This window comes from Rhodococcus sp. T7, from assembly GCF_009872365.1.
Classification (GTDB): Bacteria; Actinomycetota; Actinomycetes; order Mycobacteriales; family Mycobacteriaceae; genus Rhodococcus_F.
Genome location: NZ_WXYH01000122.1, coordinates 29871 through 45440, shown reverse-complemented (window position 1 = coordinate 45440; position 15570 = coordinate 29871). Strand labels below are relative to the sequence as shown.

Annotated in this window: 9 protein-coding genes and 1 pseudogene; 1 reads left to right on the top strand and 9 read right to left on the bottom strand. The window is 57.7% G+C overall.

The window, feature by feature from the left end; all coding sequences use genetic code 11:
- Positions 1-714: 714 nt before the first annotated feature.
- The 6 genes from MLGJGCBP_RS15115 to MLGJGCBP_RS15090 all read right to left on the bottom strand — a co-directional run bounded on the left by MLGJGCBP_RS15115 (position 715) and on the right by MLGJGCBP_RS15090 (position 8674).
- A complete protein-coding gene (locus MLGJGCBP_RS15115; protein ID WP_160096572.1) occupies positions 715-1992 on the bottom strand; it encodes a rhamnosyltransferase WsaF family glycosyltransferase in 1278 nt (425 codons plus the stop codon).
- Between the two features lie 7 nt (positions 1993-1999).
- Complete coding sequence (locus MLGJGCBP_RS15110; protein ID WP_160096571.1) at positions 2000-3184, bottom strand: glycosyltransferase; 1185 nt, start codon at positions 3182-3184, stop codon at positions 2000-2002.
- Positions 3181-4098, bottom strand: coding sequence for an O-antigen ligase family protein (locus MLGJGCBP_RS15105; RefSeq protein WP_160096570.1), 918 nt, complete (start codon positions 4096-4098; stop codon positions 3181-3183). The genes MLGJGCBP_RS15110 and MLGJGCBP_RS15105 overlap by 4 nt, the downstream gene beginning before the upstream one ends.
- A 447-nt stretch (positions 4099-4545) precedes the next feature.
- On the bottom strand, positions 4546-5676 hold the full coding sequence (locus MLGJGCBP_RS15100; RefSeq protein WP_160096568.1) for a glycosyltransferase family 4 protein: 1131 nt from the start codon (positions 5674-5676) through the stop codon (positions 4546-4548).
- A 187-nt stretch (positions 5677-5863) separates the two neighbouring features.
- Positions 5864-7387, bottom strand: a complete 1524-nt coding sequence (locus tag MLGJGCBP_RS15095) for a sugar transferase (protein WP_160096615.1) — start codon at positions 7385-7387, stop codon at positions 5864-5866.
- A 378-nt stretch (positions 7388-7765) separates the two neighbouring features.
- On the bottom strand, positions 7766-8674 hold the full coding sequence (locus tag MLGJGCBP_RS15090; protein ID WP_160096613.1) for a UTP--glucose-1-phosphate uridylyltransferase: 909 nt from the start codon (positions 8672-8674) through the stop codon (positions 7766-7768).
- Between the two features lie 1155 nt (positions 8675-9829).
- On the opposite strand from MLGJGCBP_RS15090, the gene MLGJGCBP_RS15080 reads away from it, so the two are divergent.
- Entirely contained in the window at positions 9830-9976 is a 147-nt protein-coding gene (locus MLGJGCBP_RS15080) for a hypothetical protein (RefSeq protein WP_160096566.1), read from the top strand.
- Here MLGJGCBP_RS15080 and MLGJGCBP_RS15075 read toward each other — a convergent pair.
- From MLGJGCBP_RS15075 to MLGJGCBP_RS15065, 3 genes and pseudogenes are all read right to left on the bottom strand, one after another.
- On the bottom strand, positions 9973-12138 hold the full coding sequence (locus tag MLGJGCBP_RS15075) for an acyltransferase family protein (protein WP_236581104.1): 2166 nt from the start codon (positions 12136-12138) through the stop codon (positions 9973-9975). The two genes, MLGJGCBP_RS15080 and MLGJGCBP_RS15075, sit on opposite strands and share 4 nt — an antisense overlap.
- A 295-nt stretch (positions 12139-12433) precedes the next feature.
- Positions 12434-12678: pseudogene (locus MLGJGCBP_RS54310) on the bottom strand (NDP-sugar synthase); the annotation flags it as partial.
- 188 nt (positions 12679-12866) lie between these two features.
- Positions 12867-14387, bottom strand: a complete 1521-nt coding sequence (locus MLGJGCBP_RS15065; protein WP_160096564.1) for a sugar transferase — start codon at positions 14385-14387, stop codon at positions 12867-12869.
- Positions 14388-15570: the final 1183 nt, after the last annotated feature.

Sequence of the window (15570 nt, the reverse complement as noted above, 5' to 3'; positions counted from 1 at the left end):
CGGCTCCCGCGTTGATAACTCCGACTAGGGCCACCGGTAATGACGTGTAGAGGCCACCGATAATCCGCCCAATTGCTACTGTCCGCTGCCTTCGCAGCCGGTCAACATTTCCACGCCACACAAACCATCTCAGACCAGTCGTGGTACCCACAAGCACTAAAGTCCCCGCCACGGAAAAAGCGAGGGCAAGCCCAAACATCGCAATCGATTCACCGCGAAATATTAGCAATGCGGAAGCTCCGACCAGGACCACTCGAGGAATACTCTCATAGATGAGAATAACTCGAGGCTGCCCCAAACCAATAAAATACCAAGATGGACTAAGCGCAAGACTTGCCGAGCCTAACGCAACCAAGACCCCGCCAATTTTAAAGGAATCGCAGATCGAAAAGGTTGCAAGAATTACGGGCAAGCACAACGATGCAAGCACGGTAAGCTTCGTCGTCAACGCGTAGCGATACAAGGCGACCCGATCTGTCGCCTGTGCCCTCGCTACCTGCTGCGGGCCCGTCACACTCCAGCCCAACTCCGCGATCAGCGCTGCCGTAGAACCAATTGACTGGGCGATAGCCATTGTCGCCCAGCCGTCAGAACCATAGCGAGCCGTGATAGCAGGGATAGCAAGCAGAGGGGTACCTGCCGAGACGAGGGGAATCACAATGTAGGGGAAAACCGAGAATACGCGGCCCAGATGTCCGACAAGCCACCGCTTCATCACAGCTCGATTTCGGCCGATATTACTCTGACGACGTCGTCCAGTTCACGACCAAGATTTTTGATGAACGACGGATCAAAGCCACCGAGACCACCGCTCCGCGCACGTTCGACCGCTAGACAAAGTTTGTTCGCTAGCTCGTCAGGGTCCGGCCGACTGACCAACAGGCGCTCATGCAAACCGTCTCGCGTCCCTCCCATCTCATTTGTTACCGCGATCGCCCCACTACAAACGGCATCAAGGGGCGGATGAGAGGGATGAGGACTGTGCTGCAGTGAAAACACGATGTCAGTTCTTGCGAGAACATCGAAATATTCATGCCAACCCAACTTTCCGACGGACGTAAGAACCGCGCCGTCTAATGCGATGTTGGGATGGGCTTCACCTGCGGAACTGAACTCTACCTCATGCCCATTGGCCAAGATACGGCTCGATAGCCTATAAAGCGATGAACAACCGATACGAAACAAGTTTCGAGGCTTACTCGGTCGCCCGTAGAATAGAATACGGGTCTTCGAAGAATCCACGCGACGGTGAGCTGCGGCGATCTCCAATCGACTCATATCAAGACTCGGGGCGAATACAAGTTCATCTCTAACCGCAATATTTTCAACCGAAGTCAAATACAATGCCAGCGGCGACGAATTCACGATTAGGTGAAAACCGGTATGTAGCGTTGAACGTGCCAACGCATACTCACTTGACCAGGCCGAAAACCCCGCTTCATAATCCTGCACCAAATAGAGCACTCGCGAGGGCGATATGCGGCCGAGTCTTGAAGCAATATCCAAAGCGTGCGCTGTCGTCCAGTGGGTTGCCATCCACACATCATTTTCACTAATAGTCGTATCCATCAAGCCTGCTGGGTCGAACAGGCTGAACTGCGACTCCTCCAGACCGAACTCCCGACTCAACAACGCGTACGTGGCGCGCCGTGTGGAGCCAAACGGGCTGTTCCTCATTACGATCAGGCGCGGCTGCAGTCCGACCGTGGACGCGACTCTGAGCCCAACGTCCAATGCAGTACGTATACCCGCAAAGAACGCACCCGGGTGCAACTCAGGCAACACGATGTTTAGCCTTGGCGAAATTATGCCTGTTCGAATGGGAACGAAAGCTAGGCTGTTCACATCCAAACCACGGTATGATGCGCTGCCGGCGATCTCGTTCGCCGCCCGATCAACTCGTCGCCGACCCATCCGTGAGCGCACCTTACCAATTTTGGCACTCATTCCAAAATCCAAATTCGCATTCGATAATCCTGCATAATGACTCACCGCAATCCTATCCTCTCATGCCGGCGGAGAATTTCGACAATTGGAGTTCCTCTATGCGATGCGCAAATGCGGTTTGTCCTTCGCGGGCGTATGCTATCAAAGCACGCCTAGTGACCTCGATTTCCGCCACAGGCAGTCCCGGCTCAAGGGCAATATCAACTAATGCCTTAGCCACAGACTCTCTATCTTGAGCATCAACGGTCCGCAGAAGCGGAGCCGAAAATTTCTCAATCTCATCAAACGCGATACTCCGTTGAGTTAATACATACCGCCCACAGCACAGGCCCTGCCACACTTTGTTCGCGATGACCGACTTGGCCTTTGCGGAATCACCAAATACGCCTAGCACGACATCAGCCTGATGAATACGGGTTCGAAGCTCAGATTCAGGAAGTAAATCGTTGAATGTGACACAGTCACCTAGCCCCAGTGCGGACACCAAATCCATAGTCGGCTGTGCAGCCTTCAAATCCCCAATGAGCAAAACTTCTATTCCAATGTTGCGTCTAACTAGCGGAAGGGCTCGGATCACCGTGTCAACGGAATGCAACCGCGTGAAGTTTCCATAGTAGAGAATCCGCAAGCGATTCGGCTGCCGCTCCCAAACCGAGGTTGAAGTAGCCCACTCTGGCGCACCAACTGGTACCGCCATGATTCTGCCGTCAGGAAACCGTTCTCGCCGACTTAGTTCTCTACCACGAATGAGAGTATCGATCAGATACAAATCTGACGTGTGCAAGGCAACTTTATCAAGAATCGAATACACACGGCCTTTCAACGACGCGTTGGAGTAAGTTCCCCGATCCTGAACGTGCGTTTCATGCATACCAATAAAACCATCAACAACATGAACCGATCTCGAAAGCCTGGCAACGAGATACGACACCCAAGCATACGAATTTCCGAACTCGGACATGATCACCACGGAGTTCATTCTCACTTGTTTCATTGCTTGGAAGAACATAGCGGCGCAGCGTAGGGGATACGGCACTCCACTTAATCGCTGAATAACGATGACATTCCACTGCGAGCTGTCTAACACTTTTCTCAGGGTTCTGTTCCTCGGATATTCGCAATCCGTAACGTTTAGATAGAGAACCCGGATCTTGTGGTCTTGCTGTGAGTCGTCACGCAGCCCCCGTCCGCGCAGCTCGCGGAGCCTTCGCGACAAAGTCGCCATTGCCGAATTCATGCGACATACCCTTCACGTGCCAGCACTAGATCTGCATTCTTCTTGTTACTGCTTCCGGCGTGCGGTCGTGCATCGCGCCCTAGGTCCGACCTGGTCGATCCAGCTCCCAGAGCGACAAGAATGAAGAAAAGGAATGCTATCGCCGGCCACCGTAGGTAGTCAAATGAAAACATCATGACGCCCATTGCAACCAACGCAGAGCCAAAAAGCGAATTTCCCTTTGCGATTCCGACCGTAATTAGTGCTATAAGAATGACGAAACCGAACAATCCGTTGGTGGCGATCGTGGTAACAAGTTGATTGTCCACGATCCGAAACCCATTCTGCTGCAGATACCCTGCCTGGAATAGATCGTTCTCCGATCCAAACCCGCTACCTAACAGCAGTCTTGAGATGTTCAAATTAAACAGACCGGGCAGGGCACTTATCGCGGCCGCACGATTGGTGTATGAACCGGAGCCAACGAGGTCTGCCCATATCTGCCGAATGCCAAAATCGAAAATGAGAAGTGTGCCCGACACAGCCAGCACCGTGATCAGGTTCCGCCACCGGTCTCTTGCATTGACGTGCAGCACCGATGAGAACACTACCGCGATAGCGAGCGCAACGAAGGCGCTTCTTGTCCCTGAAATTAGCAATCCGAAAGCCAAAAGTCCGAAGATCGGATACTTAATCCAACGAGTTCTGATCGTTCCCCCATCTATTATTATCAAAACGGCGATAACAAGCAGGGTTGACAGAACTATCGGGTGCCCCATAGTTCCCTGAGTACGTACAATCTCGGGGCCAAGCAAGGGATTGGCAAGCTTCACTTCAGTACCGTCGGCGTAACGTCCGTATCCCCATAATATAGGTATATGCGTTACAACTAACTCTATGAATGCAATCAGCGTTTGCGCAACTGCAACGACCACGATTCCGTACTTGATTGTCTCCCTATCTGCGTCGCAGCCACGTCGGCAGATCTCGACTGCACATACAGATATCCCTGCCATTAGCATTAGGACCGTCAGAGGATACGAATGAAGAGCGGTAACCAGTATCAGCATCGCGAACCACACAGCTATCCAAAAGTTTACCCATTTGATGCGAGTGGGCGAGGCTTCAATTCCGCCAGGCCTACGAAAGTAGGCGACACTCAATACCAATAGTGTCAAGAGCAAGACAGTGAGCCTCGTATTGCTTGGTACAATGGGGCTGCTACCAAGGCAAAGTAAAGAGAACGCAACGACAATCGCGACTCCGTTCCAGCCGGTAATTCGAGGAAAGATTAGTGGCGCAATGGCTGCTAGCGCGAGAACTGGTAGGATCAGGTAGATCATATATTCCATATTTAGCCCCAATGCATATAATACAAGTATTTAGCAAACACGCAGGACAGCATCCTGTATTCCTGCATTGTAGCGATCTGTCGAGAACTTTGCGTTGACATACTTAAATCCACTAACGGCCAGATCGGCTGCTTGTAGCGGGTTGCAAATTAGCGTTGATATCGCGCTTGCGAGGGCTTCGTCATCGCCGGGTGGCACGGTCAGTCCGGTTACACCATTGACCACGATCTCTGCCAATCCTTCTACATCGCTAACAATAGTTGGACGCATGGCGGCCATTGCCTCGGCTGCGACGGTCCCAAACGGTTCCTGTCGGGATGGAACAATGACGATGTCTGCGTCTGCGAGTAGTTGTTTGGTATTCTCGACGAATCCAAGGTAGTTACAGCTTTCATCAACACCCAGCTGCTCTTCGAGTTTGATCAGTTCGTCCTTGTACCAATCGTATCCATCGAATACGTCACCTGCGAATGTTAGGCTCACTTTCACCCCCGCTCGGCTTAGTCGATCTATAGCGCGGATTGCGATATCCTGGCCTTTGCGAGGGCTGATTCGCCCGACCAGCAGGATTCGAACCGGTGTCCGAAAGGGCGCCGGGGTGTGGGAAAAGTATTCTGCCCAGTCTTTTCCGTTGTAAACAACGTCTACGACGCTCGCTGGAATATTCGCGTTCTGCATAACAAAGTCTTTTGTTGCCCTACTGTTGCAGACAATGCCGTTTACCAGTTGGAGTGGACGGACAAGAATAGACCGAAGAAGCCGGGATCTGCCTTGCTCAAGTTCTCTTACGTGACAAACGATCGGCCGCCGAGTTACCTTCGCCGCGATTATCCAGAGTGGCTGCGTGAGAGTATTGACGTAGACGATCTCCGCCCCTGTATCGCGGATGGTTTGCATAGCCCGACCCAATGCCACAATCGAATTTAAGATGAGGCTAAGCATTCCTCGGGGCGAAAGGTACTCCTTCCGAAGTACTGGCACATTTTGCACTATGAGGTCAGTATCGCCTGTTGTCAAGTGATCGACAAGTGGTCCATGGTTGGGCAAAACGACCGTAACGGTGTGTCCGGCGCCTCTTAGGCCCTGAATTGTCACCGCCGCCATCCGATCGCTGCCATAGAGTTCGGCTCCCGGATGGCAATACAGAATTCGCTTCGGCATTCTCAATCACCACACGGCTTTAGTTTGGGCGTCATGCCACCTCATTCTCTAATGGTTTATCTTATGGCGATCGGGTACGACTCATTTCGAACTAGGCTTAGGAGATCGTCGACCAAGATTGGTTACCGACCATCCGGGAACCGGAAGGCTTGTACGATGGGTGTCGAAGAGATAGCGGCCAGCTTTATTAGTAAGCACCGTCACCCGCCACCACCGCCCTAACCGTCTTTCCGATGATCAGCGCATCCCCCACCATCGACCAGTTCTCCACATACGAAAGATCCAGCCGCACAGTCTCGTCCCACGAAAGGTCTGATCGTCCGCTGACCTGCCACAACCCTGTGATTCCAGGCTTGACCAGCAGCCGGCGCCGCACGGCCCCGTCGTAGGCCTCTACTTCTCGCCGCAGGGGAGGGCGTGGCCCAACCACACTCATTTCGCGGCGCAGGACGTTAATGAACTGTGGCAATTCGTCCAGGCTGTACTTGCGAAGGAAATTTCCAACTTTGGTCACCCTGGGGTCGTCACGCATCTTGAACAGCACGCCGGCGCCCTCGTTCGCCGTAAGCAACGATGCCACCTGCTTATCCGCGTCAACGACCATGCTGCGGAATTTGAGCATGGGAAATGGCTTGCCGTCCAACCCCATACGTTCCGACTTGTAGAATACCGGCCCCCTGCTGGTCAGCTTGATGGCCAGGGCAGCAGCAATCATCACCGGGCTGATGAGGACGAGTGCGAGGATTGCGAACACGAAGTCAAACGAGAGCTTCGAAAACTTCTTCGCCCCGTGATACTGCGGCTTTTCCACGTGGATCAGCGGAAGCCCTGCCACCGGCCGCATCGATAGGCGTGGTCCCGAAACGTCCATCATTCCGGGAGCGACAACGAGATCCACGTGATGTGGTTCCAGGTCCCACGCGAGTGTACGCATGCCTTCGTGTCCGAGATGCTCGGTAGCGGTCACCGCGACCGTGTCGGCGTGGCAGAAACCGAGGGCGTGCACGACGTCTCGTTCGTCGCCGAAGACAGGGATATCGCGCCCACCGACAATTATCTTGTCGTTGCGCTCGCCTGTGTGCCCCGGGATGCAAGTACCTACTACGCGGTAACCGTCGGCCGTGCCGCGCTCGAACGATTCCGCCAGGTTGCGTACTGAGCGTTCACCGCCCACCACCAGCACAGAGGTTTGGAACTCTCCGCGGGACCGCTTGCGGGCGATCACTCGACGCCATGCCCACCGGCTGACTGTGAGGCCGATGAGCCCGACTGGAAAGGCGATCGCGAGATACAGGCGAGCGAGGTCAAGGCGAAACAGAAGGGAAAGGATGGCGATCAAGCCAAAGAGCCTGACCGTGGAGACAAATATTCTCCGGTACTCATCCGGTCCACTGCCGATCACGCGAACCGTGCGGGTCCGGAAGATGCTGAGGGTGGCGAGCCATGACAGGACCAGTAGGCCCGAGACCAGCGTGTAGCTTAGAGTTTGAGGAAATACAGTGGTCTGCAAGACACCGCTGTCGCCGAAGCGCACCCACTGCGCGAGCGCCACGGCGGCGATCACGACTAACGTGTCCGACACCCACAACCGCCGGATGTATGTGGCCTGCCATGCACGCCGACCACTGGGCTGTAGTTCGCGTCCAGAGACGGGCGCGGCGCCCTGAGCAGCGGTTGCCGAATCGAGCGAAACACCGAACGACGTCACTATTCGCGCCTTCCAACTAGGAACCAAATGAGCCGGAGCGTTACCGTCTCGCGACCTGTGTGGCGGTAGTTGAAGACCGCCCCCCGAGTCTTGCTGCCACATGATGATCGCACTATTGGCCCCATCGTTACACACCGAGCGGTCCGTAGTGACGAGACTCACAGCAATCTATTCACAACAGCGAGAACGTGTTTCGATGCTGGTCAGCGAGACGAGCAGCAACCCAATCGGACCTTCGCGAAAGCCTCTAGGGGCCAACTCATGGCCTCGTACTGGCCATGTTGCCGAGGCTCGAGTATTTTGCGCGCTTGATACCGAGCAGTAACAATGCGATAACGACGATGACTAGCACTGCGACATGAGAGTGCACTGAAACAAAGCCTATTCTTCGATGTTCACGCGATGCTGCAGCCAATCCCGCAGGTCCGCCCCGTACTCGGGATGCTCGAGCGCCAAATCTACGGAGGCACGGAGATACCCGCCGGGATTACCGAGGTCGTGCCGCGCACCGCGATGTACCACTACGTGCACGGGATGCCCCTCGGCGATCAGCAGTGCGATGGCGTCCGTCAATTGCAGCTCGCCGCCCGCGCCCGGACGGATACGGCGGAGCGCCCCGAAAATCGCCCGGTCCAAGAGATAACGGCCCGCAGCCGCGAGCGTCGATGGCGCGTCCTCGAGCTTCGGCTTCTCCACCATGCCTTTTACCCTCAGCACATTGGGGTTTGCGGCATCGGGCACCGTCTCGACGTCGAAGATTCCATATGCGCTCACCTCCTCTTTGGTGACATCGATGGCACACAACACGGATCCGCCCCGCTTGGCTCGCACGCGAGACATGATCTCGAGTACTCCGTTCGGCAAAACCAAATCGTCCGGCAGCAGGACCGCGACCGCGTCCTCGTCCGGCCCCAGCACCACCTCTGCGCATCCGACGGCGTGACCCAGCCCCAACGGCTGTTCCTGCACTACCGACTCCACCGCAAGGAGACCGGGAGCCCTGCGGACCCTCTCGAGCAGCTTGTGTTTGCCCCTGGCAGCGAGAGCATTTTCCAGAACCAGGTCTTCGACGAAATGCGCCACCACACTGTCCTTGCCGGGTGACGTCACAATGACCAGCCTCTCGGCACCCGAGTCGGCTGCCTCACCGGCCACCAGCTCGATCCCGGGCGTGTCCACCACCGGAAGGAGCTCTTTGGGGACGGTCTTTGTGGCCGGCAGAAATCGCGTGCCCATTCCCGCCGCCGGCACTACGGCCGTCCGAAACACACCTGTACCGAATTCCCCCATGGTGATGCCTTTCTCGAAGAATGCAGAATGCGCTGCAGTGTCGCGCGACCCTTGCGCTTGGGCCAATGATCGCATCGGAGAGACCCCTTTGCCCGTTTCGAACGAGGCCAAGTGACCTAGGTAACAAGCGGGCATCGCAGACGGCGCTCCGGAGACGACCGGATGCCCGCCAAAACCGAAGAGCCGCTGGTCGGTTGTCCAGGTTCGTTGCCGATGAGCACGGAAGCAATCCGTTGGATCGGAACGCGTCGGCATCATCCCGGAGCCGATCGTGGCGATGAATATCCGAGCCTGTTTGAGGGCAGGCGTGAGGGTTGGGGCCGGGTCCGATGCCGACAGCCCACGCGGACTCTCCCTCACTCAGCTCGAGCGAGGAAATGACAGCTGAGCCCGCGGTACACAAGACTATCTGAGGCTTCCCGAAGTCGAGCGTTGCCGTGGATGTGGCACCGCTTCCGTTCTTGTCGAGTTCCACTCGAGTGAGCTCGAATTCCAGTTCCCGGCGTTCGATACAGACCCCGGCGAGGACCGTCGCTGTCCGCGCGCACAACCGGTATATGACTCGACCGAAAATCGAGGACACGAAGCAGCTCCGGCACATCGACGTGTTTGGACGTCAATCCGCCGCGAAGCGCGTTGTCGGAGTTGGCGATGATCTCGACGGCTGCGCCACTCAGGTATGCGTGCAGATTTCCGGCCGCGAGGTACAGTCCCCCTCCGGGCTCGAGCGTGATCCGATTGAGCAGCAGCGAGATCAGCACACCCGGGTCTTTCGGATACCTACTCCCCAGGTCGAGGGCGGTCTGCGCCTCGGCTGCGAACCCTGCCACTCCGTGAGACGCCAACCAGAACTACTGCGTCGGTCGCAGAATCGGTTCCGATGTACTGACTCCCCCTATGTGGCTGAATGCACTGGCACAATTGAAACCCGACAGCGGCGGGCGCGCCACTCGACCGCGCCCCCCGGAGTGCTCTCGTTGCGAGTTGTCCCTGACACAGTGTTTCGCAATGCCTGCCCCCGTCTCTGCAGAACCTCACGGCGTGCAACGATCGTCGCGGGAAAGTGTTCTTCGGTCCGGGGCGACACCGGCAGCGGGGCAGGCCGTAGCGCCCCTGACCTTCAAGAATGCGTTCGCGTCAGCTCCTTACGTTCAGGTGAACCCGAGCAACGCCGACGCCGTCGCGCTTGGGAGTTTCTATGCGAGCACCACTACAACGACCATGACGATCTACTGCTCGGGAACGCTGCCCGCGAGTCAGGCGGGAAGCACGTACCAGGTCACGTATCTCGTGGAGGGCTAGAGCAACCCCTGCGCTGTGAGACTTTCGCGCAGCGCAGGGGAAATCCTGTCCGCGTACTGCGAGGTCATATGCACCTTGTCGAGTTTGACGGGGGTCGTTCCAACGAATGCGGGACAGTATCCGCCGACGCAGAACCAATCCCTTGAGTTGACGTATGCGAAGCCACTCCCGTGTGCGAGATCTTCCTCGACCTTTGACATCGTCGTCCAATCGCCCGTCAGGCCACTGACGCACTCCGCCGGGACGGACAGCTTGTTGTAACAGTCACGAACATTCACATCGGATGGGGGCGGAGCAAGGAAGGCGACCTTTCCGACATTCGCGGCGAATTGGGACGTGAGCGCCTTCATTCCTGTCACCCATTCGGTCCAGGTCACCGACTGCTTTGTGGCGTCGTTCGTTCGAGGTTCGTAGGTATTCGTGATGACAACCAGATCTGGCCGCAACTTGTTGATGGCGGAAATTGCTTCCGCCTTCCGCTGCGAGCACGCTTCGGTGATCTCAGGGTCGGGGCTGCTGATGGTCTGATCAATAAAGGTGCATCCGTACATGGCGCGGGAACGTACTTGCCACTGACCGCCGCTACTCTCGGCAATGTTCTTGAACGCTTCCACGTACGTCATCGCCACAGAGTCTCCGACAATGACGATCTTCTTTGGTGCGTTGGGATCACCCCAGATGCATCGACTCTCGGGTGGGGGATTAATTGAGCCGCAATCGCTTATCGCCTTGGGTGCTTGCGGTCCGGCGATCGCCTCGTCCATCGTGGGGCTCAGCTCCGGCCACGCCCGCGAAGCCAGCGCCGCTGAGATTTCGCCTGAGAGCTTGCCCTGCTCTGGTCCGACGTTAGCGGTGATTGACTGGTTAACTGCAGCCGCTGATGGGGGCAGCAACTGTGGGTCGGTGGGTGTGGTCGCGTAGACAGCCAGCGCTGCGGTCACCAGCGCCAACGATGCGATTCCGATTGTTTGGCTTGGCTCGCTCATCTTCAACGTTCGCAGACGCCAGCGCGATACGTCGAGGATGATCCGCTCCTTCTTCTCGATGCCTGTCTCGAGCCATTTCGAGGAGCGAATCCTGTTCTCGAAGAAGTGGTAACTCGCAATCGACAGGCCGAACATGAGGAGCAACGCAGTAGCAAAGTAGTAGCCACTTCGGTCCATGAGCGCGGCGAGTAGAACGATGACCGGCCAGTGCCAGAGGTACAGCGAATACGAGATGTCGCCAATGTAGGTGCTGACACGGTTGGTCAACACCTGTAGGTACTTCTGTTCGCCGGCCACTCCAGCGGCGATGACCATTGCCGCACCAAGCACGGGAACGGCCGCCCATGGCGCAGGGAATCCCCCGCCGGTTTCCGTGATGGCGAAGGCTCCGACTGTGATCGCGATGAGCCCAGCCCACGCAATGAAGGGGCGGACCTTGTCGGGGATGCTCTCGAAGTAGCTGATCGAGATCGCGAGAAGTGCGCCGACGCCCAACTCCCAGACGCGGGTGAGGGTGGAGAAGTACGCCCAGGTAGGACTGCTCGCAGTGTTCAGTACCGAGTAGCCGAACGACACCAGTACGGCAACCCCCATGACGGCGGCGGACAGCGCGAGTCGCGCCTTGGCCGACCAAGACTTACGCCCGACGAGGATCCCGATGGCCAGGATGACCGCGGGCCACACGAAATAGAACTGCTCCTCGACCGACAGTGACCAGTAGTGCTGCAAAGGTGACACGGGCCCGGACGAACTAAAGTAGTCGGTCCCTTCGATCCCGAACCGCCAGTTCGATACAAAGAAGAACGCGGCGACCGCATCGAGAGCGGTGGACTTGAACCGACTACCCGTGTAAATGAAGAATGCGGCGATGACCGTCGCCATGAGAACGAGCGTGGCGGCGGGGACGATACGCCGGATACGTCGCCGGTAGAAGCTGGAGAACGAGATCCGTCCGGTCTGCTCGAACGTGTGCAGAAGTGATCCGGTGATGAGGAATCCGGAGATCACGAAGAAGACGTCTACGCCGACGAACCCGCCCCGCGGGAAGTGGAACAGGTGTGAGAGCACGACGAGCATGACTGCGACCATGCGCAGGCCTTGGATGTCGAGTCTCTGCGTCGCCTTCGGCTGGGCCGGTTTCCGGCGCGACGAACTAGACCGCGTGATGGTTGTCACGGAGTTCCCCTCAGAATCTCTCAGCCCCGTTAAAGATGGGGATGTGGACAATATAGACCGGCCGGTACCTACTCGCCGGTTATGTCATTCATCCGAATGACACTGGTAGACCGCGCAGAATTGCTCACCTTGACCCCACTCTCGGAGGTTGGCCGATGGCTGACAACCCGGATACCTCATCCCAGAGCCAGAGCGGTTTGCGCCTCGCGTCGAAACTCACCGGCGTTCCCCGGGTCTGCGCCGAAAATGTAACGGTTCGTATCCGTCGAGCATGTCCGTGATCAGGTCGTAGTCCGGCACGGAGATGAGGTAGGGGACATTCCGGATACCGCCAGCGGTGCCGAGCGGCTCCGCCTTGGTCACGAACTCGATGTGCAGGCCCATCGCCTCACCGTGCCGAACTTGGCCTCGAAACCTCCGCCTTGATCGAGGCTCCCAACTCCACGTGCGTGATGCCCACATCCTTGATTCTGGCGAGACCGATGCGTCGGGAACGGCAACCGCGGTCGGCAGCGTCGGTTTCGGAGCAGACAGCGGCAATCAGACGAAGCGGATGAATTTCGTCCGATACGATCTCTCCCATCGGGGAGAGATCGATCGTTCAGACGTCGGCCCCAGTCGGTGGTTTTCGCCGCCGTCAGGAAGAATGCCCGGTTGGATGGCAGTCATGTGGCCTTCACGCAGGGAGCCGACCAAGTGGATCGTCGTTTCCAGGGTCCGAAAGCGTGTCAGTAAGCCCCATCACTCGACACCACCGCCTTCAATGTTTTTCCGATGATCAGCACGTCACCCGTCATCGACCAGTTCTCCACGTAAGAAAGATCAAGCCGGACAGTCTCTTCCCACGACAAGTCCGATCGCCCACTTACCTGCCACAGTCCTGTGATTCCAGGCTTCACCAGGAGTCGGCGCCGCACGGTGCCGTCGTATGCCTCCACCTCTCGGCGCAATGGCGGGCGGGGACCGACCACACTCATCTCGCGGCGCAAGACGTTGATGAACTGGGGCAGTTCGTCGATGCTGAACTTCCGCATGATTCGTCCGACTTTGGTTACCCGCGGATCCTCTCGCATCTTGAACAGGACGCCGGCGCCCTCGTTGGCCTTCATGAGCGAATCGACCTGCCTGTCGGCGTCCACCACCATGCTTCGGAATTTGAACATCGGAAAGGGTTTACCGTTCAATCCCATCCGTTCCGACTTGTAGAATACCGGCCCGGTGCTGGTGAGCTTGATCGCGACTGCGACTGCGAGCATCAGCGGGCTGATGGCGAACAGAGCCAGGCTCGCGAACGCGAAGTCGAATCCCGTCTTCGAGAACTTCTGGGCCCCGTGATACCGGGGCTTCTCGACATGGATCAGCGGGAGCCCGGCCACCGGGCGCATCGACAGACGTGGACCCGCAACGTCCATCATCCCGGGCGCCACCACCAAATCCACATGGTGTGGTTCCAGGGCCCAGGCCAGGGCGCGCATACCGTCGTGGCCGAGGTGTTCGGTGGCCGTCACAGCCACAGTGTCCGCACCGCAGAACTTCAACGCGCTTAACACGTGGCGCTCGTCGCCGAGCACGGGGATTTCTCGCCCGCCGACCACGATCTCCTGCCCACGCTCGGTACTACGTCCGGGTGTGCAGACACCGACGACGCGGTATCCATCGGCGGTACCACGCGAAAAAGATTCGGCGAGGCTACGCACTGACCGCTCGCCACCCACCACGAGGACGGAAGTCTGGAATTCTCCCCGTGCCCGCTTGCGCGCGATCACGCGGCGCCAGCACCATCGGCTGACGATGAGCCCCGCCAATCCGACCGGGAAGGCGATGCCGAGGTAGAGCCGTGCCAAATCGATTCTGAACAGCAGAGATACGATCGCAATGATTCCGAAGAGACGGATAGTGGAGGCGAGAATCCGCCGGTATTCCTCCGGGCCGCTCCCTATCACTCGAATCGTGCGGGTCCGAAAAATCACCAAGGCGACGAGCCACATGACGATGAGTGCCGCCGAGATGAACGAGTAGCTCAGGTTCGGGATCGCATGGGACGATGCCAGAACTCCGCGGTCGCCGAAGCGCACCCACTGCGCAATCGCTACGGCTGCGACCACGATCAGCGTGTCCGAAATTCTCAATCTCCGAATGTAAGCTGCCTGCCAGTCTCGACGACTGCCAACCTTCTCAGCCCCCGCGACGCTCGCTGAACCTTCTTCACCCCACGCGGGGCTGAGGGGCACATTGAATGCCGTAACCATCACACGCCTTCCACCTAAAGCTCACCTAAAGCCGTTCCCCGTCGGCAGCCCGTGTGGAACCCGATGTATGACGGAAGAAAGACCGCTCCCCGAAAGCTGCCGTGTAGATGATCGCACTCACGGCGAATTCATTAGCGGCAAGCGAGAATCTGCCCAGAACAGCAGCGGGGGCAACACCCGAATAGAACCGACTGGTCAGGCTTGTTTCGTCTCGCCGGTCCGCCCGAAACCCGAGAGAATCCCAGCAAAATGTGATGCAAATCACAACACGCTCCGAAACTTTCTCGGCGTCGGCGTTCAAGTTACCGGCAAGTAAGAGGCCAAATCCCCTTGACAGCAACGCCGCCGAGTCACTCCGAGTTCGTCACCGGCAACGTCGGCCGAGATTCACGCGGGGGTGATACTCACGGGTGAGCCGGTAGGCGAGCATGATCAGCGCGTCTCTTCTATACGGAGCCAAGGAAACACACCCGTCATCGCAGGGCAGTTGAACGAAGCGGAGAAGGCAAACCGATGACAGGGGCGGCGATCTCGCCGACCGCTAGATCGTGGCATCGTTTTCCTCACCAAAACCTATACATGTATCGGGTTTTCGCGCGGGAAATGGGATTCCAACACCCTGGGTGACCTTCCCTACGTCAGTGCTGAGGTGAGATCCGATGTAAGCGTGGGAGCTCCCTTCCCGAACAGGCAGCCACCGTGTTTGATGCGCTCGTGCCAGTGCGGGGGCAGCCGCCGCGAGCACTACGAACTTGTCGGCGATCGGTATCCACAGGATTTACACAGGTGCCGCACCTTGGTCGAGCGTCCAGCCGCGGGCATACTCGATGCGTGTGGTGGTGGATCGTGGGGGCGGCGGTGCTGCTGTGGGTGGCACTGTCGGTACCGCTGGCGATTCTGATCGGGAAAGCGGCCCGGCTGAAAGATTTGCGTGAGCCACCCGCACCGCCGAGTGAGGACGGGAGAAACGATCCGCCCGACTGCACAGTTGCGTGACACATTGCCACGCACGGAACGCCGAGCGCTCGCGCTGTGTTCATCTACGCCGTTTCCTCGGGTGAGCCCGCCCCTTCGCGAACGTCGTCCGTGACGATCACGCACACCACGTCACCATCGAGCTCCCGCATCTCTTCCATACCGTGGACCGTCACCACTGCTTGACCATCGCCCACCGCGAAACATC